Source organism: Blautia sp. aa_0143 (genome assembly GCF_004167315.1).
Classification (GTDB): Bacteria; Bacillota; Clostridia; order Lachnospirales; family Lachnospiraceae; genus Blautia_A; species Blautia_A fusiformis.
Genome location: NZ_RCXU01000016.1, coordinates 1 through 24,911 on the forward strand (window position 1 = coordinate 1; position 24,911 = coordinate 24,911).

The window sequence follows — 24,911 nt, forward strand, 5'->3', positions numbered from 1 at the left end:
GGATAGCCTGTTTTAGCTTTGCCCTAAAGGGTAATCGAGCAGGAAGCCCCCACTTCAAAATCGTAAGATTTAAGTGGTGGGAGCATGTCACTACGTGATAAGATCGTATTGCAGCTGCAGCTGATAACGCCGGGCAGTGTAGCAATAAGTGAAATTATGAAACCTGTGGAGGAATATGATAATGTCAAAAGATGAATATTTGATCACAGATGCGCCTCTTAAAGCGCTGACGGTTTTTGCAATGCCAATGATTTTGGGCAGCTTTTTTCAGCAAATATACAATATGGCTGACTCTATCATCGTCGGCCAATTTGTTGGTTCCTCCGCACTTGCAGCTGTCGGGGCCTGTGCAGCGCTGACCAATGTTTTTATTTGTGTGGCACTGGGGGCAGGTGTCGGTGCCGGTGTGCTGGTGAGCCGCTATTTCGGTGCCAGGGAGTATGGAAAAATGAAGACCATCGTGTCAACATCCTTGTTTAGCTTTTTAATTCTAAGTATAGTCCTTGGGGTTTTTGGATTTTGCTTTTCCCACTGGATGATGAGTGTGTTACAAACCCCTGGCGATATACTGGATGATGCAGTGTTATATCTGAGGGTCTATTTCGTGGGATTTCCGTTTCTGTTTATGTATAACATTCTTTCCAATATGTTTACTTCCATAGGCGAATCAAAAATCCCGCTGGGGCTCCTGATATTTTCGTCAATCTTAAATATTTTTATGGATCTCTGGATGGTGGCCGGACTTGGTCTCGGTGTGTTTGGTGCAGCCCTTGCGACTCTTATAGCACAGGGAATTTCTGCGGTGTTTTCACTTTTGCTTTTCCTTAGCCGGATGCGTCGATATAAAAGTCATTTTGACTGGTTTGACAGGCAGGAGTTACATTCCATGCTTCAAATTGCTGTACCTTCGGTTCTTCAGCAGTCTACAGTGTCCATCGGTATGATGATCGTACAGGCTGTTGTAAATCCCTTCGGTACACAGGCACTTGCGGGGTATGCGGCGACGATGCGGGTAGAGAATGTTTTTTCATTGATTTTTGTATCCATTGGCAATGCGGTTTCCCCATATGTTTCCCAGAATCTTGGCGCAAAGAAAATTGAACGGATCAAAAAAGGATATCACGCTGCACTGGTGTTAGATGTATGTTTTGCAGTTCTTGCTTTTATAGTCATTGAAACACTGCACACGCAGATTTCCTCGCTATTCCTTGGTAAAGATGGAACTGCCCTGGCCTATCAGGTATCCGAGGGCTATATGAGATGGCTTGGTTACTTTTTCATCTTTATGGGAATCAAAATGGCAACCGATGGGGTTCTTCGTGGTCTTGGGATCATGCGCCCGTTCCTCATTGCAAATATGGTGAACCTGGCGATCCGCCTGTCTGTTGCTTTGATCTGTGCACCGCGTTTTGGCATTGTATTTGTCTGGCTTGCTGTACCAGCCGGTTGGTTTGCGAACTTTTTAATATCCTATGTGGCTCTTCGGAGATTATGGCCGACTGATAGCAGCACGGAAGAAGGGGATTACAGTTTGTAATATCCTGGCATACAGCACAGAACGTGTGGCACGTACTGCGATCATGATGATATTAAATCTGAGTTTTGCAATGCGGGTACAGATGAAGATGCTGGCATGCGGAAATCATGACAATTTTACCAGAAATCTTCAGGTTCCGCTCAATGCTGTATCAGGTCTATAGTATCTGGCAACAAGTGATGATACAGCTTCCGGGTTTGCAGAGTGAAAAAATATAATTACAATCAATAAGTCAGTGCTTTGATATCTTCTTCCGATACAGCAGGAATAACATAAACAATAGAATTACTGGAAAAATAAGTCCGAATCCCATGCCAATCTTAATATTATTTCCAGCATTCTGAGTGATACGACCAACAATTCCAGGTCCAATGCTGCCACCTAAATCTCCTGCCATGGCAAGAAGAGAGAACATAGCCGTTCCACCTGTTGGAAAAGTTTTTGAGGAAATACTGATGGTTCCAGGCCACATGATTCCAACTGAAAATCCACATGCAATACAACCGATCAGTCCGATGATCGGGTTGGATGACAAAGCAGTAAGCAGATAACAGACAACGCATAATATGCCTGAACCACTCATAAACTTCATTAAATCTAACTGCTCTCCATATTTACCAAAAATTATACGGCTGATTCCCATTGTTACTGCAAACATACATGGACCTGTTAGATCTCCCAGAGCTTTTGATAATCCCAGAGCTGATTCTGCATAAGCAGATGCCCATTGAGCCATTGCAAGTTCAGAAGCTCCGGAACAGATCATCAGACATATTGCAACCCAGAAAAATGGCTTGGAAAACAGATCCTTAATTTCCATTCCAGAACCATTGTCAACCAGAGATTCAATGGGACAGGTCATGAAGTTATAAGTATTAATTGCAGGAATGATTGCCCATATTACGGCGAGCCACTTCCAACTGTCTATTCCAAATATCAGGAAAAATAAGCTGGAAATCAAAATTGTCCCAACAGCTCCCCAACAGTAAAACGAATGGAGCAGACTCATAGTTGCTTCTTTGTTTTCAAACGGACAGGCCTCGATAATAGGACTGCAAAGTACTTCTATTAAACCGCTTCCGATGGCATAAACAATAACACTACATATAATTCCAATAAAAGGATCAGGTAAAAAATCAGGTAAAAATGCCAGTCCAAGCAGACCCAATGCAGCAAATATTTCTGATGCAACAATGCACACACGATATCCGATATGATCTACGAATTTGGCACAGAACAGATCAACCAGAAGCTGTGTGAAAAAGAAGAAAGTGGATATCAGAGCAATGTTACCGAGAGAAATATGGTAGTCACTGTGAAATTTCAAAAAAAGAAGCGGTGCGAAGTTTGCCGCAATAGCCTGTGTGATAAATCCCATATAACAGGCTATTTTTGTCTTATGGTAGTTAGTTTTTTTTACAGCATTCATTTTTTATTTTCCTCTCCGAATGTTTTTAACAGTTTTATGTTCAATCTTCACATTCATCAATACTTTCACAAAAAAGTCTGTTCTGGGTGGTGCGGTTATTTCAATTTTGTCGCCCTCAATGTTGATCTCACTTTCATTCATCCATTTAAAAATCATAAGAATACCTCTTTTCTTTTTTTACTTGATTATATAGCAAATATCAGATATATACATTGAATTAAATTGTAGAAATACTGTATAATATCGTAAAAAAGAAAGAACGTGATATGGGATGGATTATAATAAAATACTTACAGATGAGGAGTTCATGGAAATTAAACAGCATGGAAGCAGTGATTATCCATTCCAGTATTATTATGATAATCTGGAATTGTTTGATTTTCATTGTATTGAGTGGCACTGGCACAGAGAATTTGAGTTTTTATATGTCGAGTCCGGACAAGTTACATGCGGAATAGGAGAAAAACAGATTATATTGTCAGAAGGAGAAGCAATTTTTATTAATTCTAAAATATTGCACCGCTTTTACGCATCATCAGGTGGTATCATTCCTAACTTTGTATGTATGCCGGAATTTATTGCGCCGGAGAACAGCCTGATCTATAAGAAATATATCTTGCCAATCATTTCATCGAATATATATTTCCAGCGTTTTCAGCCTGATGAACTATGGCAAACAAAGATCATACAAACTATGATAAAAATAATGGAAATACAGAGGAATGAGAAAATAAGAGAACTTGCTACTTTGGCATTGCTGCAGGATTTATGGCTGACTTTTTATGAAAATGTAAAGTTATCTGATAAAGGAGATGTACAGACAGTGGATGAAGTTGCACAGAAAAGAGTGCAGTTGATCATGCAATATATACATGAAAACTATAATCGCAATTTGTCTCTGGATGAAATTGCTTCGTATATAGGAATCAGCAAAAGTACTGCACTTAATTTGTTCCACCGTTTTTTACATACTACACCGGTTAATTATCTGATAGGATATCGACTTCAGGCAGCTTCCTGGTTATTGAAAAATACGAATAAAAAAGTAAAAACGATCGCTTATGAAAGCGGATTTCATAACGTTGATTATTTTTGCAGATTGTTTAAAAAACGTTATCATTTAACTCCATCAGAATATCGCTGCACATGTTTAAAAGTGTTGGCGGCTGATCCGAGTCTTCAGACCTGTAAATAAAGCCGATGCAGGACTTTTGGAATCCTGTATCGGCTTTGTTGATTTTGTAAAGGCTTTGAAAAATTTATTTTACTGGTTCATCAGTGCTTTGATATCTTCTTCCGGTGTGGTGATAGGTGCAATACCATAATTTTCAACCAGGAAGTTCAGAATATTAGGAGAAAGGAACGCCGGAAGAGAAGGACCAAGACGGATATTTTTGATACCCAGATGCAGGAGGGTTAACAGGATACAGACTGCTTTCTGTTCATACCAGGAGAGTACGAAGGAAAGCGGAAGCTCATTTACAGAACATCCAAATGCATCTGCAAGTGCCACAGCAACCTGGATCGCACCATAAGCATCATTACACTGACCCATATCCATCAGTCGTGGAAGACCACCGATCTCTCCCAGATCGAGATCATTGAAACGGAATTTTCCACATGCCAGGGTGAGAACGATACTGTCAGAAGGTGTCTGCTTTACAAATTCCGTATAATAGTTTCGACCTGGTTTGGCACCATCACAGCCGGCAACCAGGAAGAAATGGCGGATCGCACCTGATTTTACAGCCTCTACTACAGTACCTGCATGGGACAGGATGGCTGCATGACCAAAACCGGTTGTTACTTTTTTTCCGCCGTTGATACCGGAGAACATACGATCTTCTTTGTAACCGCCCAGCTCCAGTGCTTTTTCAATAAGCGGTGTGAAATCTTTCTTCTCGTCAATATGGACAGCTCCCGGGAATGCAACCACTTCTGTTGTAAATACTCTGTCAGCGTAGCTGCTTTTTGGAGGCATCAGACAGTTGGTAGTGTAGAGGATCGGGGCCGGAAGATGGTCAAACTCTTTCTGCTGATTCTGCCATGCAGTTCCGAAATTGCCTTTCAGGTGAGCGTATTTCTTTAAGCATGGATAGGCATGGGCAGGGAGCATTTCACCATGTGTATAGATATTGATTCCTTTTCCCTCAGTCTGTTCAAGCAAAAGCTGCAGATCTTTCAGATCATGTCCGGTTACGACAATAAAAGGCCCTTTTTCTACCGTAAGTGTAACATCAGTTGGCTCTGGTGTTCCATAGGTTTCTGTATTTGCCTTATCAAGAAGTGCCATGCACTTCAGATTGATCTCTCCTGTTTTGAGTACTGTGGAAAGCAGTGCTTCTGTGCTTTCTTCATAACCGATCTTAGATAATGCCTCGCAGAAGAACTGATTCACTTCGGCATCTTCATAATTCAGAACATTTGCATGATAGGCATAGGCAGCCATTCCACGGATACCAAAGAGAATAAGAGATTTCAAGGAGCGGATATCTTCGTTGGCATTCCACAGCTGCTGAAGATCATATTCCTCTGTTCTGCAGTCAGGAGCCAGTCTTTCTTTTTCAGCTCTGACTTTTTGTATCATGTTTTCGATTGCTGCATTGTCAAAACTTACATTTGTAACTGTAGTAAACAGTCCTTCGATTATGATCTGTCCGGTTCTTTTTGAAATAGTTTCCGTGCTGTCGGCAGCTTTAGCCAGACTGATCAACGCACCTGTCAGTTCATCCTGTAATTTCGCTGTATCTGCTTTTTTTCCACAGACACCGGCATTTCCGGTGCAGCCGGTACACCCGACAGTCTGTTCACACTGAAAACAAAACATTTTTTTATCCATTATTGTATTCTCCTTTTATTCTGTGATTTTTTCGAAGGATCTTTCTTATTATTTTATCCTCGACTAGTAGTATTTATCCTTGGTTTCTGTTAGGAGTATAGTATAATAATTACAACGTGTATGTTTGATTTCCAACAGGAGGATTAATTTTGAAAAAATATTTACCCATTCTAAGAACGAGCCCTTTCTTTAAAGGTCTTACTGATAATGAGATATTATCCATACTGCATTGTGTAAATGCAGCAACGATCTCCAGAAAACGGGATTCTTATATTTTCAGAGCCGGAGACTCTACTGAAGTAATGGGACTTGTGGTGTCAGGCTGTGTTCTTGTTATTCAGGAAGACCTGTGGGGACATCGGAATATTCTGTCAAAATGTCATGCAGGAGATTTTTTTGGTGAACCATATGCAGCAAGTCCGGGAGCTGTTCTGAATGTCAGTGTGGTAGCAGACGAAGATTGTGAGATTATTTTATTAAATGTTCAAAGGCTTCTGGTTTCCTGCCCAACAGTATGTGACCATCATCAGAAGCTGATCCGTAACCTGGTCGGGGTCCTGGCAAATAAGATCCTGATCCTCAACGATAAGATCACACATGTTGGCAAGCGAACGACAAGGGATAAGCTGTTGTCCTATCTGTCGTCGGTATCTATCAGACAGGCATCGTTATCCTTTGATATTCCTTTTGACCGGCAGCAGCTGGCAGATTATCTTTGCATTGACCGTGCGGCAATGTCTTCGGAGATATCAAAGCTGCAAAAAGAAGGGCTTATAAAAACAAACAGAAACCATTTTGAGCTGACTGTCTGTAATGATACGGATCCAGGAATAAAAATGTGATATACATCACGGAAAACGATAAACTTTTTCATTATAATGCAAAAGGAAAGTGAGACTGCTTAAAGAGATTTTATTGTTATAAGCGTTCATACGATGGTATTATGGTGTATGTATAAAGAATCTATGAAATCAGTTATTGAAAAACAGGAGGAAAAAAATGTTCATCAGAAAAGCAGAAGAAAAAGATATTCCGAGGATCCTGGAATTGTTAGGACAGGTGCTGCAGATCCATGCAGATATAAGGCCTGATATTTTTATTCCGGGCACAACAAAATATACGACAGACGAATTGACAGAGCTTTTGAAAAATGAAGAAAAGCCAGTATATGTTGCAGCGGATGAGGCTGATGTTTGTGTGGGGTATGCATTTTGTCAATTAAAGGAGCAGCCTTTTTCAAACAATATGGTACCGTTTAAATCTCTTTTTATAGATGACCTGTGTGTCGATCAGGAGACACGAGGACAGCATATTGGGGAAAGCCTGTTTGAATATGTAAAAAAAGAAGCAAAGCAGCTGGGATGCTATGAAGTGACATTGAATGTGTGGGCAGGAAATACTTCAGCAGAAAAATTTTATGAAAAAATGGGAATGCGGACAAAAGAAAGGCAGATGGAATACATATTATAAGATGTTGAATTGTTCAGGAAAAAAACAGCCGGCTAAGATACAGACTGAGATGTCTGTACCTTAGCCGGAAAATTTATCACTGTAATGAACATGCATAGCTTCCCAGTCCATAAACAATACATAAAATACTCTTCCGTATTGCTGGCTGTCCACAATCCTTCCGTGATCAAGAACAGAAAGGTAAGTGCCGTCTGCTTTTCGAAGATGAAAGTGGATATAGTCATTGTTATTGCCGGCATCGATCTGTTTCCAGATGCTTGTTTCTATCTGCTGTTGTTCATCTTCCCTGATCAGGTTGTGGAAGCTTTTCCTTGTAAGGCTGAAGAGTTCATCTATATTTTTATATCCGGTCATTTGAAGGAACTCATGGTTTGCATACAGGAGTTCATCATCATCTTTGTCCGCTCTGTATATGATAAATGCACCCGGAAGGTGTTCAGAGATATCCTTGAATGCAAATCCGAGCTGTTTGCGGACTCCTGACCGGAGCCCCTCCCTGTAAGCCATACATCCGTTTTTTCCGTGAAGCTTTATTTCATAAAGTGCTGCATCTGCACAGCGCATAAGCTGTGAACGGCTGGATGCAAAGGTTGGATATTCTGCATATCCGAGAGAAATAAAAAACGGATATTCTTTTCCCTTGCATGAAAATGTCTTTGGAAGCTTGGTAAATTGCAGCAGCAGTTCTCCCGCTTCTTTATAGGTATGATCCGGCAGAAGAATGCAGAACTCATCGCCACCGTTTCTTCCCAGTAATGTGTTTTTTGGGAAAAAAGCCTTCATGCTATCTGTAAGACTCTTTAGTGCCCTGTCTCCATAGACATGTCCGTAAATATCATTAATAAACTTAAAGTCATCAATATCAAGGAGTGCGGCCACAAAATGCGTTTTTGGATTTTTAGTGATCATCCTTTCGGCTAATTCATCAAATCCATAGCGGTTGTAAATATCGGTGAGAGAATCTGTGTGTGCCAGTATTTGAAATTTGTTTTTATTTTCTTTCGATACTAACCATACCCGGGTAAGACCTGAGAAAAGTAAAACGACAGTAGTAAACATTCCGCCGACGATTATCAGTAATCTAAGGTCTCTCCATCCGCTTTCAGGAGCTACTTCTAATTTCCAGTTCTCTTCCCCTATCGTAAAACCATAAGAAACAGTATGAGTTAATTGGTCGTCTGACTGATAAACAACTTTATAAGTATCGCTCCAGGGAGCGTCGGTTTTTGAGAGTCTGTATTCATATCCGAAATCCGAAAGTGCACTGATCGCATCTGAAAAAATGTCAGGAACACGCAGGATAACAATGGTAAATCCCCAGAAATATTCCTGGTTGTTTTCATCTTTCAGGTAGACTGGATTGCGGACAGCAATTCCACAGCCGCCCCGTTTTAAATCGAAAGGACCTTGTGTAATGATCACGTGATTGTCTCTTGCGTAACAGGAAATTTTGCTGCAATCTTTATCCTGGAGCAGATCGATCTTACTCGCTTCCGTTCCCTCAGAAGGATAAATATCTGTTACATTACCATCTGGAGCAAGCTGTATGCTTTCAATAACGTCAGACATAATATTTTCCGCAATTGTGTCAAACTGACTGATCTTTCCGTTTTCACTGATCAGGACCTGCTTTAGCGTATCTGTGATCGCAATTCCATTTGTAATCTCATTTTTTATACGTTCGCCGTAGGTTGTTGCATTTAATTGTGCTTTTATGTGTTGTTGTTCAGTTTCATGTGAGTCTATTTTGTATACAATTAAACCAACAAGGCATATGCCCAGTAAAAAAACGATAAGAGGTACAATTGTTTTTTTCTTCACCTGGTTCACCTCGTTTTATTAGTTTCGCAATAAAATATTATATCATAGAAGTGAAAAAATAGAATGATTTTTTGCGTTAAAGTGATATTGTTTTTTTTATGTACAATGGAAATATGACCAGAGGGTGAAATATAGTATACAATTGAGGATTATATTGGAAAGAGTACTGAAAAAACCTCGCGGTTTTGTAGGGTATATGATATACTGTTCTTTATAAGTAAATATCTTATCGGAATTCACGGAGGATCTGACCGATGCTGAATAAAAAAGATTTTTTAAAATATGCATCAAAATTAGCATTTCCGATCATGATCCAAAATCTGATCGGAACATTGGTAAATGTTGCGGATACTGTAATGCTGGGATATGTAAGCCAGACTGCCATGTCAGCTTCATCTCTTGCCAACCAGTACACATTTATTCTTTTCTGTTTGTATTATGGCATGGCTACAGGTACTTCGGTTTTATGTGCCCAGTACTGGGGAAAGGGTGATAAAAAGACAGTAGAAAAGATTCTCGGCCTGGCGGAGCGGATCTCACTGATCGTTTCTCTTGTATTTTTCGTTATCTCCTTTTCCATGCCGACTACGATCATGAAGATTTTTACAAACAGTCCGGATACGATTGCTGCCGGCAGCGAGTATTTGAAGGTGGTCTCATTTTCCTTTATGTTTATGGGCTTCTCTCAGGTTTTCATGAGTGCCCTTCGAAGTGTCGGAAAAATAATGCTGCCTTCTGTTACATACATTGTATCGCTTTGCGTCAATGTATTTTGTAATGTCACCTTTATCTTTGGCCTGTTTGGACTTCCAAAGCTTGGTGTTACCGGTGTTGCCCTTGGTACTGTTATTGCCAGGATCGCAGAGGTATTGATCTGTCTCATCTATTCATTAAACAGCTCCGATGTCAGATTTCGGATAAAATATTTCTGTGCGAAATCCGGTATTCTGTTCAGGGACTTTATGAAAATTGCTTCTCCGGCTGTGATAAATGATGTTGTCTGGAGCTTTGCCAGTTCAGCGTTCGCAGCGATCCTTGGCCACATTGGCGATGATATGGTTGCCGCAAATGCCGTTGCTGTTATGGTGGTAAACATTGGTGCCATCGCCTGTCGCGGTTTTGCCAATGCTACTACCATCATTATCAGCCAGGAGCTTGGTAAAGATCACAAGGACACAGCCAGAGAATATGGGAAACGTATGCTGAGAATAACAATTATCGTAAGTCTCATCGGATGTGCCATTATTCTGGCAGTCCGCCCTATGATACTGGACTTCTACCGGGATAAACTGACAGAGACAGCCATTTATTATCTTGGTATTTTTATAATCATGACAACCTGGCGTCTTGTAGGAGAGGGTATTAATACCTGTCTTATATGCGGATGCTTCAGAGGAGGTGGCGATTCCAGGTTCGGAATGATCGTAGATTCCATATTTATGTGGCTTGTTGCAGTTCCTCTCACCTTCCTTGCAGCATATGTTTTAAAACTGCCGCCTGTCTGGGTATATTTTATAATGACCCTGGATGAGTTCGAAAAAATGCCTGTGGTGTTCATCCACTATTTCAGAAATAAATGGCTTACGAACATTACCAGAGATTTTGACTGATTATGTAACTAAGCAGGAGGTTTTTATAGAAATGAAATACTTTGAGGCAAAAATGTCTTATCCTCAATTTTTAAAATATCTGGTTCCATCAGTGCTGACCATGATCTTTTTATCATTTTATACAACGATAGATGGATTTTTTGTATCACGGTATGCAGGCTCTGACGCGCTTGCAGGAATTAATATTGTTATTCCGATCACCTGTGTTATTTTCGGAACATCTGTCATGCTTGCAACGGGATCAGGTGCCATCATAGGAGAGAGGATGGGACAAAAAAGAGAACAGGAAGCAAATGAGATATTTACTTTTATCACGATCGTGCTGTTCGTACTTTCAGTTGCTTTTACAGCTGTGGGAATCCTTTTTCTGAAACCGATCTGTATTTTTTTAGGAAGCAGTGAGCGCCTGATGGAGCATGTGGTGCCATACGCATTTGTCATATTTTTAGGATCAGTTTCGATGTCATTCAAGCTATTTTTTGAATATCTTGTGAGGACGGATGGGAGATCGTACATCGGAATGATCATGTCTCTGACAGGTCTGGCTTTTAATATTGTTTTCGACTATATTTTTGTGGCTGTATTCAGACTGGGAACGCTTGGAGCTGCATGGGGAACATTTCTCTCCATTACAGTAAGCATGTTGATCGGCTTTATCTATTTTCTGAAATACAGCCATATAAGGTTTTGCAGACCGAAGACCGACATGAGTGTTCTTCTGAAATCCTGCACCAATGGAAGCAGTGAAATGCTGACGGAGATGTCTACCGGGATCACTACATTTTTATTTAATCTTATTATCATGCAATATTTTGGTGAAGATGGAGTTGCGGCTGTGACGATCATTATGTATATTTACTATTTTTTCATCGCTTTTTATATGGGAATTGCCGTTGCAGCGGCTCCGATCATAAGCTATAATTACGGCTCTGAAAATTATGACAAGATCAGAGAGATAACACGATATAGTTTTATTACGATTGCCATCAGTTCAGTATTGATCCTCACGGTATCACTTGTATTTGGAAAACAGATCATCCATTTATTCGTTGGGGAGGGAAATGTATTTACATTGACATGGGATGGCCTGAAGCTGTTTAGTCCGGTTTTCCTGGTTATTGGTTTAAATGTATTTCTTTCCGGATATTTTACTGCCCTGGGAAAAGGTTTTATTTCGGCATTGATCTCATCAATGCGTTCTTTGATCCTGGTGGCTGTGTTCATATTGATCCTGCCAAAGCTTATAGGGGTTGCAGGCATCTGGATGACGATGCCGCTGGCAGAAGCCGTGACTATTTTCATGGCGGTTTATCTGTATCGAACATACGGAAAAAGTTTCATGCAGGAAAATTCCAGAGCCACGTCTTAATGATATTTTGCAAAACTTTAACAAAAAAGAGGCCGTCAAGTACGACCTCTTTTTTGTTATGGCTTTATCATGCCATGGGAGTATTTATAACTCCTGTGGAGATATTTCCAGGTATTCATAGGATGGCTGGAAATCATGGCTGTCACACTGACAGTAATATTGGGTAAAAATACGTTCTATGATGTCAGGGATATGCGTTTCGTCAGGCTCAAACAGTATGATGAGATACTGCAGGGAACTGTAGCGTGTACAGATATCCACACGGCGGATATTCTGCCGAATGGCCTGTTCCATATACTCCAGAGCCTGCTCAATGGATTCGATATCAGGAACTGTATCCACAAGTGTCTCGATGGTGATCATCGCCAGATAACATCTGCACTGGCTGCGTGTGACAAGCTGGCTCATGTATTCATACTGGCGTGCGAAATCCCGGTAATTCAGATCAAGAGCACCTACATAGATGCCGCTTTTCTGAAGGGACTCTGCCACAAGCTCCAGATCCTTTCCGGAACCGGATGCCGCAAGAGTGCTGCGGTCGATCTGCTGGTAGAAAAAGAACTGGTTTTTGCCGTTTTGTTTTACGTAATACAGAGCTTTATCTGCTTTGGAATAGCAGTCTTCAAAGGAATCATCGGTGCTGCACAGACACAGGCCTGCGGACAGTGTGGCAAACCGGAGCTCCGGATCATCGGTAGTGATGGTATGAAATTTCTGGAACAGATCGTCCATCTGCAGAGACAGGGAATCAGGATCTGTGTCCGGAAGGAACATCAGGAATTCATCTCCGCCAAGTCTGCAGGAAATTCCCTGATCTGCCCGTTTCTGAAGCAGCTTTCCAAGACATTTCAGTGCACGGTCGCCGGCTTTGTGGCCATAGATGTCGTTGATCTTTTTCAGGTTGTCCATATCAAGGAATACCAGACATCCATCATGTGTCTGCATAAATTCCGCGGTAAGACGTTCGCCCAGGTTACGCATGGGAAGACCAGTAAGGAAATCATAGCTTTTTGCGTCTTCCTGGCTTTTTATGGTAGCCATTATGTCCGAGATGAATTTGCTGACGGTAAGCTGCATATCCGGAAGGTTATAGGCGTCCGGTTCTTCCTGGGAAGGATCCCACTGAGGCAGCCGTTTTTCATTGAGCAGTTTCAGAAAAATGTCTGTGATCTCCGGGTCGAACTGTGTACCACGGTTTTTGCGGAATTCTTCGTAAACAACCTCCGGTGGAAGCGCATTACGGTAGATTCGGCGGGAGTTCATGGCATCGTAGCAGTCGGCAACAGCCACGATCCGGGCATGGATGGGGATTTCTGTTCCGGCCAGCCCGTCCGGATAGCCTTTTCCGTCATAACGCTCATGGTGACTTCTTGCGATTTCTGCCGCATGCGGGATCAAGGTTATATCCTTCAGGATCTCGGCGCCGATGACGGTGTGTTTTTTTATAAGGTTGTATTCATCATCGGTCAGCTGTGCAGGTTTGTTCAGGAACGGATCCGGGATACCGATCTTACCGATGTCGTGAAGGTGAGTAGCACGTTTCAGATTCAGGATCTCCTCCGGTGTCCAGCCCAGCTCCTCTGCAATCAAGGCTGCATATTGTGCAACCCGGTAGGAATGACCGCGGGTGTACGCATCCTTTGCCTCAATGGTGGTGGAAAGGGTCTGTATCATCTGCAGAGACATTTTTTCATTCTGTTCCTGGTTTTTGCGGATTTCGCTCTGCTGGCGTTTCAGTTCTATATCCTGGACATTTTTGATGGCTCTTACAATATTGACAAAGAGCAGGATCAGCATGCCGGCGCCCACAAACAGTCCGGACATTAATGTGACAAAGTATACGGAGGTTGCCTCAACGGCAATACACAGGATCGCTGCCAGCAGACCAATGAGCAAAAGCCGGTCGGCCTTGTTTTTTTCGGTGCGTATATATTGGAAAAGGTGTACAAATATTGTGGCAACGGTAATCGCCAGGATTCCGTGACTTACAGGCATGGTTTCGATATAATCTGCGATACCTGCAGCAGTGAGGATCGTACAGACTGCAAAGTTTATCATTGCGATGCTTCCAAGACAGACATAAAATCTGTGATGCAGCCCTTTCTGGAGACTGTCCGCAAAAAACAGGATCGGGAGCGGACACAAAAGGATCATAACGAAGCACAGAGATCCGAGAGCGGAAGCGTTGGGGACCAGGAACTGACGGAGCTTGGATTCACCCAGCATCCAGACGGCGCCCATAACCATGCACCATCCAAGATATTCCATGTCAAATCGTGTATGATAGACCAATCCCAGAGCGAAACTGAACAGGATCGTGACGATTCCGGCAAACAGGATAAAAAAAGCAATGTAGGTTTCCAGTCCGTATCTGCTGAAAATATATATCCAGATATCTGCCTTGTTTCCGCAGTAAACAGGATTGACAACTCCGGTGTAATTGGAGGTGTAGGTGGTCAGTTCAATACGGAGCTCTTTGCCGGCATCGGAAGCATAAACCGGGCAGAAAACATAACGGCTGGCGGAGTTTTTGCCCACAAGCCTTGTTTTATGCGTGGAGTAGCTGGTCCTGAGGTCGTCCCCTACATAAAAATCCACATCCTGCAGGGAAGAACGGATGGCAAAGCAGGTATCTGTAAGATCATCGGGAAGCTGGATGGTGAGGACCATCGTGTCACCGACGGGAACCTTGTAGGTGCCCGGAACGGAGATTTCCTGGGTGGTTCCATCCGGTTTCTGCCAGGTAACGGTACCGGAATAGATCACAGAGGCTGCTGAGGTGTCGGAAGAACGTTCATCCGCACCAAAGATCTGCATAAAAATGAACCAGCCAAGGATGGCGAACATCAGAATATAAAAGAAATATCTTTTTCCCTGGTTAAAGGTTTCGGTTTTTTCTTTCATGGCAATATGCCTCCTTGTAATGGGAAAGGAGTGGTTTGTAAATTGAAAAACTCCTTTAGATCGATTATACCAGACCGGAGTGGAAAAATCAGTATAAACAGACTAAGACGGGTAATTTGGTAAGATTTTACCAATTTTTTTATGATTTCGATGGTATTATATAAAGCAGATAGAAAACATATCCGATGCATCTGCGTGCAGGATATGGTACAATGGGTAAATGTGGAGTATGACATGCAAAGCATGATATATGCAGGATAAAGGATCAGAATAAAGAATGAGAGTAAAGTGACAGGAGGAAGGATCATGAGTAAGATCGTAAATATCACATCAAAAGAGGACAAAGATCAGAAGCTGCAGGATATAGCAAATTCACTGGAGGAGCTGAAGGATGTAATGGCTGAAGTGATAGAAGCCTATGAGGAAGAAAATGCGGACAGCCGGAAGATGGACACGCTGACAGAGGCACTGGATGCGCTTGAGGACGCTTATGAGGCTGTTAACGATGTGCTGCTTGAGGAAATCTGATCATGCAGTATAAGGTTCTGAAGATAGAAGAAGACATGGATTTCGGCTGTGAAGAGCGGCAGCCGGGTGAAGCACTTATGTCAGTAGTGCTGATGGAAGATGAAAATGGAAATGAAACAAGTCTGCGACATGATGACGGTCTCCTTTATGAAAGAGATATCAATGAGGGAGATCTTGTTACCATGGACGGGCAGCATCAGCTGTGGAAATTGTAAAACAGAAGGGACGTACATCATTGGATTTTGTCATGACCGCACTGTTTGTGGTTATGTTCATTGATCAGTGGGAAGATGCACAAGATCATAAGCCGGCGCTGGTCGGAATTGTATGCTCTGTGATCTGCCTGGTGATCTTTGGAAGAGGGAAGTTTATCCTTCCGTCAATGGCATCGATCGTTTTATGCTTCCTGGGAATGAAGAAGCATGAGGAGAAGAGAAAAAAAGAACGTATACAGAAGTCAGGAGAATATCAGGCATGACAGTTGGGATATAGCCGGAAAGTACGCATTACGGACTGCCGGAGATGATCGCAATACTGTTCATTGTGGTATTACATAAATGGAAGAAGAGTACATTGCTCAGCATAGGAGGGGGAACGGTGTTTTATATGGTGCTGGTGCAGACCATATTTGGTTAGGCAGAAATATGCGAAAAACAGAAAATGAAAAGCTAAGGCAGGATACGATAACCGTATCCTGTTTTTTTGATTGCTGCAGTAATTTATGAAAATGCTGTAGATCAGATAAGCAGGCACAGGATTGTATGTAAAGGTGCAATAAGCCGTGAAAAGAAGCGAGCGGTCGCGAAAATGAGCGCGTCCGCGAAGAACGCACAGATGTATTTCCTTGTTCCTGGAAAATACAGAGGAAATATGCCGGGATCAGAGGAATCTGTAATTGTAACAGAACAACGATACCCCTTACTTGTCTGTGAATCCGATTGCACAGGTCTAAAAGCCTCAGCGTAGCTGGAGGCAATAAATAGTGTGTGTGGAATGGTGTGTTATGAAAATAACAAAAATGAGTAACTTTTGCTCTCACAATGGAATAAAAAACGACAAGACACTATGCGGCTTTATGGCTGTAAATGCATACGTTTCAAAAGTTTATACAGGGAACATGGAATACCATGAAATGTGAATAAATTAACACATAATTTTGGAAAATATACTCAAAATATAACCATACTATATTGACAAAATTAAAAATAAATGATAATCTGTGACCAGAACAAAACGAGAATGACTAAAATTTTTATAAAGTTAAGAATAAAAAGGTAAGCACGAAAGGAGTATCTTAAAATGGCCGAGATCAAAAAAATGGGTTACTGTGTAAACGGTGAGTGGAAAGAGTCAAAGGCAGAGAAATACATGGATGTTACAGATTCCAGTACAGGTGAGGTGATCGCGCAGGTTCCCTGCTGTACACCGGATGAGGTAGAAGAGGCGATCGCTTCCGCACAGGCTGCATTCCCGGAATGGTCCTCACTTTCTCTTGCAAAGAGACAGCAGTATATGTTCAGATGGAGAGATGTTCTTTATGCTCATAAGGAAGAGCTTTCCGTACTTTGTGCAAAAGAACTCGGAAAGAACATCAAAGAGGCAAGAGGAGATGTTCAGAAAGCAATTGAACCTACAGAAGAGGCATGTGCACTTCCGACAATGATCCAGGGCGATGCTGCAATGCAGGTAACTACAGGATATGATACAGCTACATATCGCAAACCACTTGGAGTAACTGCTGGTATTGTTCCGATGAACTTCCCGGCAATGATCCCATGGGGCTGGATGGTTCCGCTTTCCATTGCATGTGGAAATACAGTAGTACTGAAAGCAAGCTCCCAGACACCACTTACAGCTATGAGGATCATGGAGCTCTTCTATACAGAGGTCGGATTCCCGAAGGGTGTTGTAAACCTTGTGACCTGCAGCCGTGTAGAGGCTGATATCCTTCTTACAGATGAGAGAGTAAAGGCTGTTACATTCGTAGGAACAACAGGTGTTGGTAAACAGGTATATTCCAAAGCAGCAGCTCATGGCAAACGAGTTCAGGCACAGTGTGAGGCAAAGAACCATGCACTTGTACTTGAGGACTGCAACCTTGAGGCTACTGTTAATGCGATCATCAACTCTACATACGGATGCGCAGGTATGAGATGTATGGCTCTTCCGGTTGTATGCGTACAGGATAGTATCGCAGACGAATTTGTTTCACTTCTTAAGAAAAAAGCAGAGGCTATGAAGCTTGGCTGTGCATATGATGAAGATACCGATCTCGGCCCGGTTGTAAATGCAGGTCATAAGGAGAAGATCTGCAACTGGATCCAGAAGGGTATCGATGAGGGTGCGGAGCTTGTACTTGACGGACGTAATGTAGTAGTTCCGGGATATGAGAACGGATTCTTCGTAGGACCGACAATTCTTGATCATGTAACACCGGAGATGACAGTTGGAAACCGTGAGATCTTCGGACCGGTAACCTGTATCAAACGAGTAAAGGATTACGAGGAAGGCATCGCAGTCATGAATGCCAATCCATTTGCAAATGGTTCCTGTATCTTTACACAGAGCGGATATTACAGCCGTAAATTCGCTATGGAGACAGATGGCGGTATGGTAGGAATCAATGTAGGTATCCCGGTTCCGACAGCATACTTCCCATTCTCCGGAAACAAGGATTCCTTCTTCGGTGATCTGCACGTTCTCGGAAAAGATGGCTATCGTTTCTTCACAAGAGCAAAAACAGTTACAACACACTGGTTCGATGAAGCTGCCGGAAAGAGAAAGGTCGGCACATGGGAAGGAAGTACTGAGGCTTAAGAAAGCTTCATAAATAAATTTATGACACTGAAAGGCAGATCGGGTAAGATCTGCCTTTCAGATAAAATCCTCTAATGAAATGAGCATATTCAAAAACGGTGCATCTGCTGGATTTCCGGCAGATGCACCGTTTTTTAGGGCCAATATCCGATTTAATCGATCGTCATAACACGGATGCCGTGCTCCTGGCAGAAGCTGTCGTATTCTTCAGGAAGTGGCTGGTCGGTTACGATGGCGTCCAGTTTTTCCATGGAAGAATAGGTCATAAGCGAGATCCGGCCGAATTTGGAATGGTCTGCAAGAAGGATCATGCTGTTGGCATTCTCTGCAATGGCTTTTTTGGTGATGTATTCCTCGGCGCTGGCATTGGTAAGTCCGCTCTTCATGGTTACACCTGTGCAGGCCATAAAAGCCATGGAAATGTTGTAGGTCTGCAGATAATCATTGATATCCGGTCCTGTGAAGGACAGGGTCTTGCGGTTCAGCTTTCCGGGAACGGAAATGATATCCAGGTTCGGATAGGATGCTGCCTTGTTGAAGATAAGCAGGCTGTTGGTCAGGATCGTACAGTGCTTATCTGCAATAAAATCAACCAGGTTCAGGCAGGTTGTACCTGTATCGATATAGATGGTATCGTCTTCTGCCACAAGCTCTGCGGCACGGCGGCAGATTTCTTTCTTTTCGTCAGGAAAACGTCCGCCACGCTCTTCGTAAGACAGAAGGGGAAGAGTCTGTGGAGTTTCGAGTGCTGCGACACCGCCATATACTTTCATGATACTGCCACGTTTCAGAAGGATATCGACATCTCTTCTGATGGTGTTTTTGGATACGTTGAATTTCTCACATAATGTATCGAGAGAAGCGTTCTTATGCTCCAGCACATATTCTTCGATCATGTCCAGTCGCTGTGATTTCATAGAGGTCTACCTTCTTTCTATTGGTTAAGTCTTGGTTATATTTTATCATAAAAGAAGGTAGAGATAAAGTGCTTTTATAAGAACATACCAAAAATTATTTCCCTTCAAAAATATCTTGACGAAATTCTTATTTGAATGTAATATGAAAACGGTTTTCAAATTCAAATCTGCCATGTAAGGTGCAGTTGATAGAAGAGAGTAGGAAATATAATGGAAGAAAAAATGAAATACAGCACCAGGCAGCAGAAAATAATTCTGGAATGCCTGCAGGAATATGGAGATACATTTTATACCATAGATCAGTTTATGGAGCTCCTTCGTGGAAAAGAGATCCAGATCGGAAGGACAACGGTATACAGAGGACTGGAGCGGCTGCAGAAGGAGGGAGCGGTGCTGAAGGTTCCGTCTGTGGAGGGAGCGCCTGCCCAGTATCGTTTTATACGTGATGAGGAGCGGAAGAATTACGGTAAGCTTGTGTGTCTGGAATGTGGGCATACGATTCCTCTGCAGTGTGGATGTATCGATCATTTTGTGGGACATGTGCTGGATGAACACGGATTTGAGATCGATCAGAGCCGGACGATCTTTTATGGATATTGTGACAGCTGCAGGAGGCTTAAAAAATGAATGTTAACAGAGGGAAGATGATAGCGGCAGCAGTTCTGGCGGTGACGCTTCTTGTTGTGGGCGGTGTGACCGGATATGGTTTGCACAGGGCCGGAACGGTGGGACAGCCATTTGTGGAGGATGGCCGACTGAAGGTGATGGCCAGCTTTTATCCCATGTATGATTTTGCCCGGAAGGTAGGGGGCGACAGGATTCAGGTGAAGGATATGGTTCCGGCGGGAACGGAGCCTCATGACTGGGAGCCGGCGGCAACGGATATCCGGAATCTTGAGGATGCAGATGTGTTTGTCTATAATGGTGCGGATCTGGAGCACTGGGCGGAGGATGTACTGGATACTCTGGAGAATCAGGATCTGGTTGTGTCTGTGGCATCGGATGGTGTGGAGCTTCTGGATGGAGGACATGATCATGCTCATGGTGATGAAGGAAAAGATCCTCATGTCTGGCTTGATCCTATGCGTGCAAAGCAGGAAATGAAGAATATCAGGGATGCTTTGGTAAAGGCTGATCCTGGGAACGGTGATTATTATGAAGCAAATTATGAGAAATATGCCGGTGAATTTGATGAGCTGGATCAGGAGTTCAGAGATGGTCTGAAAGGTACGAAGAGCCGGGATATCATAGTGGCGCATGAGGCTTTTGGATATCTGTGCAATGCCTATGATCTGAAGCAGCTGGCTATCGAAGGGCTGACACCGGATTCAGAGCCTGATCCTGCCAAGATGCAGGAAGTGATCGAGTATGCGAAAAAATACGACATCCATACCATATTTTTTGAGGAGCTGGCAAGTCCCAAGGTGGCGAAGACAGTGGCGAAGGAAGTGGATGCGGTGACGGCTGTGTTGAATCCGATCGAGGGATTAAGTGAGGAGGATATCGAGGCCGGAGAGGATTATTTTTCTGTGATGAGGAAGAATCTGGAGGCACTCAGGAAGGCATTGAACTGAAGGTGCAGGACAACAGCTGTAATAAAAAAGGAGAAATTATGGGAATTTTGATAGAAAATCTTTCGTTTCACTATACAGGGACACCTGTGCTGGATCAGGTGAACCTGGAGGTGAAGGATGGCGATTATGCCATCCTTACCGGTGAAAACGGAAGTGGAAAAAGTACATTTCTGAAGCTTCTTCTGGGCGAACTGAAGGCGCAGGAGGGAAGTATCACTGTAAATGGAAAAGATATTTCTGCCACATTCGGAAAGGGAGATCTGGGATATGTTCCACAGAACAGTATCAGCAGAAACCAGAATTTTCCGGCGACTGTGGAAGAGATCATGATGACAGGTGTGTATTCCTCTTCCTGGAAGGCACGTTTCCGGGCAAAAAAAGAGATCCCGCGTTTGAAAGCCGCACTTGCGGAAATGGAAATGGAAGAGTTCTGGAAAAGAAGGATCGGAGATCTTTCCGGAGGACAGCAGCAGAGGGTTATGCTGGCACGTGCACTGGCAGGAAAACCGAAGATCCTGATCCTGGATGAGCCTACCACAGGAATGGATATGGTTTCTGTGAAAACACTTGCAGAAGTTCTGAGGAAGCGGAATGAGGAACAGGGGCTGACGATCCTTATGGTTACTCATGGAAATTCCGGTGAGTTTAAAGGAGCAAACCGGTTCTTTAAAGCGGAAGAGGGGAGGATCGACGAAGTATGAGTATTTTACAGTATGGATTTATGCAGAGGGCTTTTCTGGTGGGAATCCTTCTGGCTGTGATCACGCCCTGCATCGGAATCACCATTGTTCTGAAACGGATGTCCATGATCGGAGATGCGCTTTCCCATTCTTCACTGGCCGGTGTTGTGCTGGGACTGATACTTGGAGTGAATCCGGTAGCCGGTGCAGTAGTGATGTGCATCGTAGCTGCTCTTGGAATTGAGGCTATCCGCAAAAAAATCCCGCGTTATTCGGAGGTGGCGATCTCCATCGTCATGTCTGCCGGGATCGGACTGGCCGGTGTGCTGTCCGGCTTTGTGGAAAACGGTGCCAGTCTGAACAGCTTTTTGTTCGGAAGTATTGTGTCCATCAGTGAAGGAGAGCTGGCGCTGGTAGTTGTGATCAGTGTGCTGGTGCTGGCAGCAGTGCTGTTTTTTTACAGGGAACTGTTTTATATCGGATTTGATGAAAATGCGGCAAGGATCTCCGGTGTTTCCGTGCGGAATATTAATTTTCTTTTTACTATTCTGACGGCTCTGACAGTTTCCATTGCGTCCCGTACAGTAGGGACCCTGATCGTTTCCTCCATGCTGGTAGTTCCGGTGGCGTGTGGGATGCAGATGGCAAAAAGCTATAAGGGTACACTGATCTGTGCCATTATCGTGGCGGTATGTACCACCATTGCCGGACTGTTTCTTTCCTATTATGCCGGACTGAAACCAGGTGGAATGATCGTTCTTCTTGAGGTTGCGTGGTTTGTAGTTGTGATGACAGTGAAAAGTTTTAACAAATAAAACACATTTTTCCCACAAAGTAAACACAATTAACCCATATACTTTGAAGCATCAAAAGGAAACAGAGAAGAATTTTTTCCTAGGGAGGACTTAACCATGAACAATAACAGAAAATTAAAAATAAAGAAAATGATGAAAAAGGGTGCAACCATCAGCCTGTGTGCAGTACTTGCCGGCGGCATTGGAGTTGGTGCATATGAAGGTATAAATTATTTCTCCGGTGCACAGTCCGTACAGGCGGCAACCGACAGCTCCGAGAATCTGACTCTTATGAAGTCTGATAAAAAATCAAATAAAGACAGCGAAGATACAGAGGATACAAAATCCTCCGATACAAAGGGCAGTCTGGATGTATCAGATGTTGCTGAGAAGGCAATGCCTTCTGTAGTTGCCATCACAACCAAGTCTGTTCAGGAGGTTCAGGATTATTACAGCATGTTTGGTTCCCAGTATGCGCCGAGCCAGGAGCAGGAAGTTGAAGGAAGCGGTTCCGGTATTATCATCGGAAAAACAGATTCTGAGCTGCTGATCGCCACAAACTATCATGTTGTGGATGGTGCCGATACCTTGTCAGTTGCCTTTGCAGATGGTAATGCTTATGAGGCTACGGTAAAGGGCTTTGATGAAAGCGAGGATCTTGCAGTTGTTTCTGTTGCAACGAAGGATGTTTCGGATGATACAATGGATGCAATTTCTGTTGCAAAGATCGGAAGCTCTGATGATCTGAAGATCGGTGAGCAGGTTGTTGCCATCGGTAATGCACTTGGCTATGGCCAGTCCGTTACTACTGGTATTGTCAGTGCTAAGAACCGTAAGACAGATGCATCAGGACAGATCGAGGGTGATTCTACAGATAACAGCAGCAGTATCAACAAAGGCGTGAACCTGATCCAGACAGATGCGGCTATCAATCCCGGTAACAGTGGCGGTGCGCTTCTGAATATGGATGGTGAGGTTGTTGGTATCAACTCTTCCAAGCTTGCTTCTACTGAGGTTGAAGGTATGGGTTATGCCATTGCAATTTCTGATGTTGCGGATTCTCTTGAGAACATGATGAATGCCAAGGCAAGAGATAAAGTGGATAATCATGGTATCCTTGGTATCACAGGCAGTACAGTAAGTACGGAGGCAGTACAGATTTATGGTATCCCGCAGGGTGTATTTGTTTCGAAGGTAACCGAGGGCGGCCCTGCCGATGATGCAGGTATTACCAAGAATATGGTCATTACAGAGTTTGATGGTAAAACGATCACCAGTATCGATCAGCTGGTTGAGCTGCTTCAGTATTATGAGCCGAAGGAAAAGATCGATGTGACGGTTGCAGTTCTGGATGGTAATGAATATAATGAGAAGACACTTACTGTAAAACTTGGTAAAGATGACAGTTCCAGCAAGGATAGCAAGGACAGCTCTGAGGATAGCATGTCCCAGGATTCCCAGGATGCAGATATCCCAGATATCCAGGGAGGACAGGATGACTCCGATCAGGGGGATGCAGATGCATTTGCTGATGATGGAGAAGCCAGCCTGTTTAGAGATTTTGAGCAGAATGGCTTGTATGACTGATCAGTCCTAAATTATAGATGGAGAGCATTTTCGAGGTGAAGAACCGCAATCAGTTCATCCCCTCCATGAATCCGCAGGAAAGAAACCAGAAATACAGCGGATGGAAAGACGCAGTAGAAAAAGTTCTCGTATAATAAAACGGGAGCTTCAGGCAGCGGCAATTGCTTGACCCCATGTGTATGTCAGATTATAATAAAATAACAGGCATTTCCGGATGCACTCCAGATGTATCGGAAATGACGGAAAGCCGGTCTTTGCCAGTATCATGTGCAGAGGCCGGCAAAAGTTATATTCAGAGATAAATGATCATCCATTTGCAGTAGCTGTGCAGTGGCATCCGGAGATGATGTATGATTCTTTGGAGCAGCTGAAGCTTCTCCGGGCATTTGTGGAGGCAGCAGGGAAGGAGACAGGATTATGAATATTTGTATCTATGGAGCGTCCAGCGCAGAGCTGAAAAAGATCTATTATGAGAAAACGGAAGAGCTGGGACAGCTGATGGGAAAGCGAGGACACGGCCTTGTTTTCGGAGGTGGAAAAGAGGGACTGATGGGGGCGGCAGCCCGGGGCGTTGACAGAGAAAAAGGCTATATCCTGGGTATCGCACCGAGATTTTTTGACCAGCCGGGAGTGTTGTATGAGCATTGTACAGAGTTTATTTTTACTGAAAATATGCGTGAGAGGAAGCACCTGCTGGAAAGCCGCTCGGATGCGACTATCGTGGTACCTGGGGGAATTGGTACTTATGAGGAGTTTTTTGAGATTCTGACATTGAAGAGTCTGGGACGGATCGACAGGCCGATCGTTCTTTATAATATTCAGGGATATTACGACAGCATGCAGGCACTCCTGGAATACACAGCCGGGGAAAAATTTATGTCCAGAGATGTTGTGGGTATGTGCCGGTTCATGAAAGACCCGGAGGAGATCCTGGATTATATTGAGAATTACCGGAATTATGGGGGAAGGCTATAAATAAAATACAGTACGGCTGATACAACAGCCCTGTATATAAGATCGTGCGAAGGGGATTTT

At 43.3% G+C, this 24,911-nt stretch carries 23 protein-coding genes and 1 pseudogene; 18 read left to right on the forward strand and 6 right to left on the reverse strand.

Annotated features, from left to right (window positions below; all coding sequences use genetic code 11):
* Window positions 1–181: 181 nt before the first annotated feature.
* Window positions 182–1,537, forward strand: a complete 1,356-nt coding sequence (locus EAI83_RS09465) for an MATE family efflux transporter (protein WP_129975197.1) — start codon at window positions 182–184, stop codon at window positions 1,535–1,537.
* Between the two features lie 232 nt (window positions 1,538–1,769).
* On the opposite strand, the gene EAI83_RS09475 is transcribed toward EAI83_RS09465, so the two are convergent.
* Window positions 1,770–2,966, reverse strand: coding sequence for an MFS transporter (locus tag EAI83_RS09475; RefSeq protein ID WP_021651233.1), 1,197 nt, complete (start codon window positions 2,964–2,966; stop codon window positions 1,770–1,772).
* A gap of 3 nt (window positions 2,967–2,969) precedes the next feature.
* Window positions 2,970–3,122, reverse strand: a complete 153-nt coding sequence (locus tag EAI83_RS17250; RefSeq protein ID WP_021651232.1) for a hypothetical protein — start codon at window positions 3,120–3,122, stop codon at window positions 2,970–2,972.
* A gap of 151 nt (window positions 3,123–3,273) precedes the next feature.
* Between EAI83_RS17250 and EAI83_RS09480 the strand changes: the two genes are divergently transcribed.
* The gene (locus EAI83_RS09480; protein WP_242872583.1) at window positions 3,274–4,161 is read left to right on the forward strand and encodes an AraC family transcriptional regulator; all 888 of its coding nucleotides are present in this window, start codon (window positions 3,274–3,276) and stop codon (window positions 4,159–4,161) included.
* A gap of 69 nt (window positions 4,162–4,230) precedes the next feature.
* On the opposite strand, the gene hcp is transcribed toward EAI83_RS09480, so the two are convergent.
* Window positions 4,231–5,805, reverse strand: a complete 1,575-nt coding sequence (hcp, locus tag EAI83_RS09485) for a hydroxylamine reductase (protein WP_092070991.1) — start codon at window positions 5,803–5,805, stop codon at window positions 4,231–4,233.
* 149 nt (window positions 5,806–5,954) lie between these two features.
* Here hcp and EAI83_RS09490 point away from each other — a divergent pair, with 149 nt between their 5' ends.
* Both EAI83_RS09490 and EAI83_RS09495 read left to right on the forward strand, forming a co-directional pair.
* Window positions 5,955–6,647: a Crp/Fnr family transcriptional regulator gene (locus EAI83_RS09490; RefSeq protein ID WP_092070988.1), complete on the forward strand. Its 693-nt coding sequence runs from the start codon at window positions 5,955–5,957 to the stop codon at window positions 6,645–6,647.
* A gap of 157 nt (window positions 6,648–6,804) precedes the next feature.
* Complete coding sequence (locus tag EAI83_RS09495; RefSeq protein ID WP_022427007.1) at window positions 6,805–7,275, forward strand: GNAT family N-acetyltransferase; 471 nt, start codon at window positions 6,805–6,807, stop codon at window positions 7,273–7,275.
* A 60-nt stretch (window positions 7,276–7,335) separates the two neighbouring features.
* Here the strand turns inward: EAI83_RS09495 and EAI83_RS09500 are convergent, their stop codons facing one another.
* On the reverse strand, window positions 7,336–9,096 hold the full coding sequence (locus tag EAI83_RS09500) for a diguanylate cyclase domain-containing protein (RefSeq protein WP_129975199.1): 1,761 nt from the start codon (window positions 9,094–9,096) through the stop codon (window positions 7,336–7,338).
* A gap of 254 nt (window positions 9,097–9,350) precedes the next feature.
* Between EAI83_RS09500 and EAI83_RS09505 the strand changes: the two genes are divergently transcribed.
* Window positions 9,351–10,706 carry an MATE family efflux transporter gene (locus EAI83_RS09505; RefSeq protein ID WP_129975201.1) on the forward strand — a complete coding sequence of 452 codons (1,356 nt, stop codon included), beginning with the start codon at window positions 9,351–9,353 and terminating at the stop codon, window positions 10,704–10,706.
* Between the two features lie 31 nt (window positions 10,707–10,737).
* On the forward strand, window positions 10,738–12,075 hold the full coding sequence (locus EAI83_RS09510; protein WP_161206356.1) for an MATE family efflux transporter: 1,338 nt from the start codon (window positions 10,738–10,740) through the stop codon (window positions 12,073–12,075).
* 84 nt (window positions 12,076–12,159) lie between these two features.
* On the opposite strand, the gene EAI83_RS09515 is transcribed toward EAI83_RS09510, so the two are convergent.
* A complete protein-coding gene (locus tag EAI83_RS09515; protein ID WP_129975205.1) occupies window positions 12,160–14,979 on the reverse strand; it encodes a bifunctional diguanylate cyclase/phosphohydrolase in 2,820 nt (939 codons plus the stop codon).
* A gap of 306 nt (window positions 14,980–15,285) precedes the next feature.
* On the opposite strand from EAI83_RS09515, the gene EAI83_RS09520 reads away from it, so the two are divergent.
* From EAI83_RS09520 to EAI83_RS09540, 5 genes and pseudogenes are all read left to right on the forward strand, one after another.
* On the forward strand, window positions 15,286–15,507 hold the full coding sequence (locus tag EAI83_RS09520; protein ID WP_015526439.1) for a hypothetical protein: 222 nt from the start codon (window positions 15,286–15,288) through the stop codon (window positions 15,505–15,507).
* A 2-nt stretch (window positions 15,508–15,509) separates the two neighbouring features.
* Window positions 15,510–15,722 (forward strand): hypothetical protein, encoded by a 213-nt coding sequence (locus EAI83_RS09525; RefSeq protein WP_015526438.1) that lies wholly within the window; start codon window positions 15,510–15,512, stop codon window positions 15,720–15,722.
* A complete protein-coding gene (locus EAI83_RS09530; RefSeq protein ID WP_092070976.1) occupies window positions 15,710–15,985 on the forward strand; it encodes a hypothetical protein in 276 nt (91 codons plus the stop codon). Before EAI83_RS09525 ends, EAI83_RS09530 begins: the two co-directional genes overlap by 13 nt.
* A gap of 26 nt (window positions 15,986–16,011) precedes the next feature.
* Window positions 16,012–16,143: pseudogene (locus EAI83_RS17865) on the forward strand (AzlD domain-containing protein); the annotation flags it as partial.
* Window positions 16,144–16,806: 663 nt separating this feature from the next.
* A complete protein-coding gene (locus tag EAI83_RS09540; RefSeq protein WP_092070973.1) occupies window positions 16,807–18,324 on the forward strand; it encodes a CoA-acylating methylmalonate-semialdehyde dehydrogenase in 1,518 nt (505 codons plus the stop codon).
* Between the two features lie 152 nt (window positions 18,325–18,476).
* Here the strand turns inward: EAI83_RS09540 and EAI83_RS09545 are convergent, their stop codons facing one another.
* Complete coding sequence (locus EAI83_RS09545) at window positions 18,477–19,241, reverse strand: DeoR/GlpR family DNA-binding transcription regulator (RefSeq protein WP_015526435.1); 765 nt, start codon at window positions 19,239–19,241, stop codon at window positions 18,477–18,479.
* 210 nt (window positions 19,242–19,451) lie between these two features.
* Here EAI83_RS09545 and EAI83_RS09550 point away from each other — a divergent pair, with 210 nt between their 5' ends.
* The 7 genes from EAI83_RS09550 to EAI83_RS09580 all read left to right on the forward strand — a co-directional run bounded on the left by EAI83_RS09550 (window position 19,452) and on the right by EAI83_RS09580 (window position 24,851).
* Complete coding sequence (locus tag EAI83_RS09550; protein ID WP_015526434.1) at window positions 19,452–19,868, forward strand: Fur family transcriptional regulator; 417 nt, start codon at window positions 19,452–19,454, stop codon at window positions 19,866–19,868.
* Window positions 19,865–20,815, forward strand: a complete 951-nt coding sequence (locus EAI83_RS09555; RefSeq protein ID WP_021651217.1) for a metal ABC transporter substrate-binding protein — start codon at window positions 19,865–19,867, stop codon at window positions 20,813–20,815. Before EAI83_RS09550 ends, EAI83_RS09555 begins: the two co-directional genes overlap by 4 nt.
* A gap of 38 nt (window positions 20,816–20,853) precedes the next feature.
* The gene (locus tag EAI83_RS09560; RefSeq protein WP_015526432.1) at window positions 20,854–21,516 is read left to right on the forward strand and encodes a metal ABC transporter ATP-binding protein; all 663 of its coding nucleotides are present in this window, start codon (window positions 20,854–20,856) and stop codon (window positions 21,514–21,516) included.
* Entirely contained in the window at window positions 21,513–22,310 is a 798-nt protein-coding gene (locus EAI83_RS09565; protein WP_015526431.1) for a metal ABC transporter permease, read from the forward strand. The genes EAI83_RS09560 and EAI83_RS09565 overlap by 4 nt, the downstream gene beginning before the upstream one ends.
* 96 nt (window positions 22,311–22,406) lie before the next feature.
* Window positions 22,407–23,876: a S1C family serine protease gene (locus EAI83_RS09570; protein ID WP_129975207.1), complete on the forward strand. Its 1,470-nt coding sequence runs from the start codon at window positions 22,407–22,409 to the stop codon at window positions 23,874–23,876.
* Window positions 23,877–24,090: 214 nt separating this feature from the next.
* Complete coding sequence (locus EAI83_RS17395; protein ID WP_199868609.1) at window positions 24,091–24,297, forward strand: hypothetical protein; 207 nt, start codon at window positions 24,091–24,093, stop codon at window positions 24,295–24,297.
* A complete protein-coding gene (locus tag EAI83_RS09580) occupies window positions 24,294–24,851 on the forward strand; it encodes a TIGR00730 family Rossman fold protein (RefSeq protein WP_015526428.1) in 558 nt (185 codons plus the stop codon). The genes EAI83_RS17395 and EAI83_RS09580 overlap by 4 nt, the downstream gene beginning before the upstream one ends.
* Window positions 24,852–24,911: the final 60 nt, after the last annotated feature.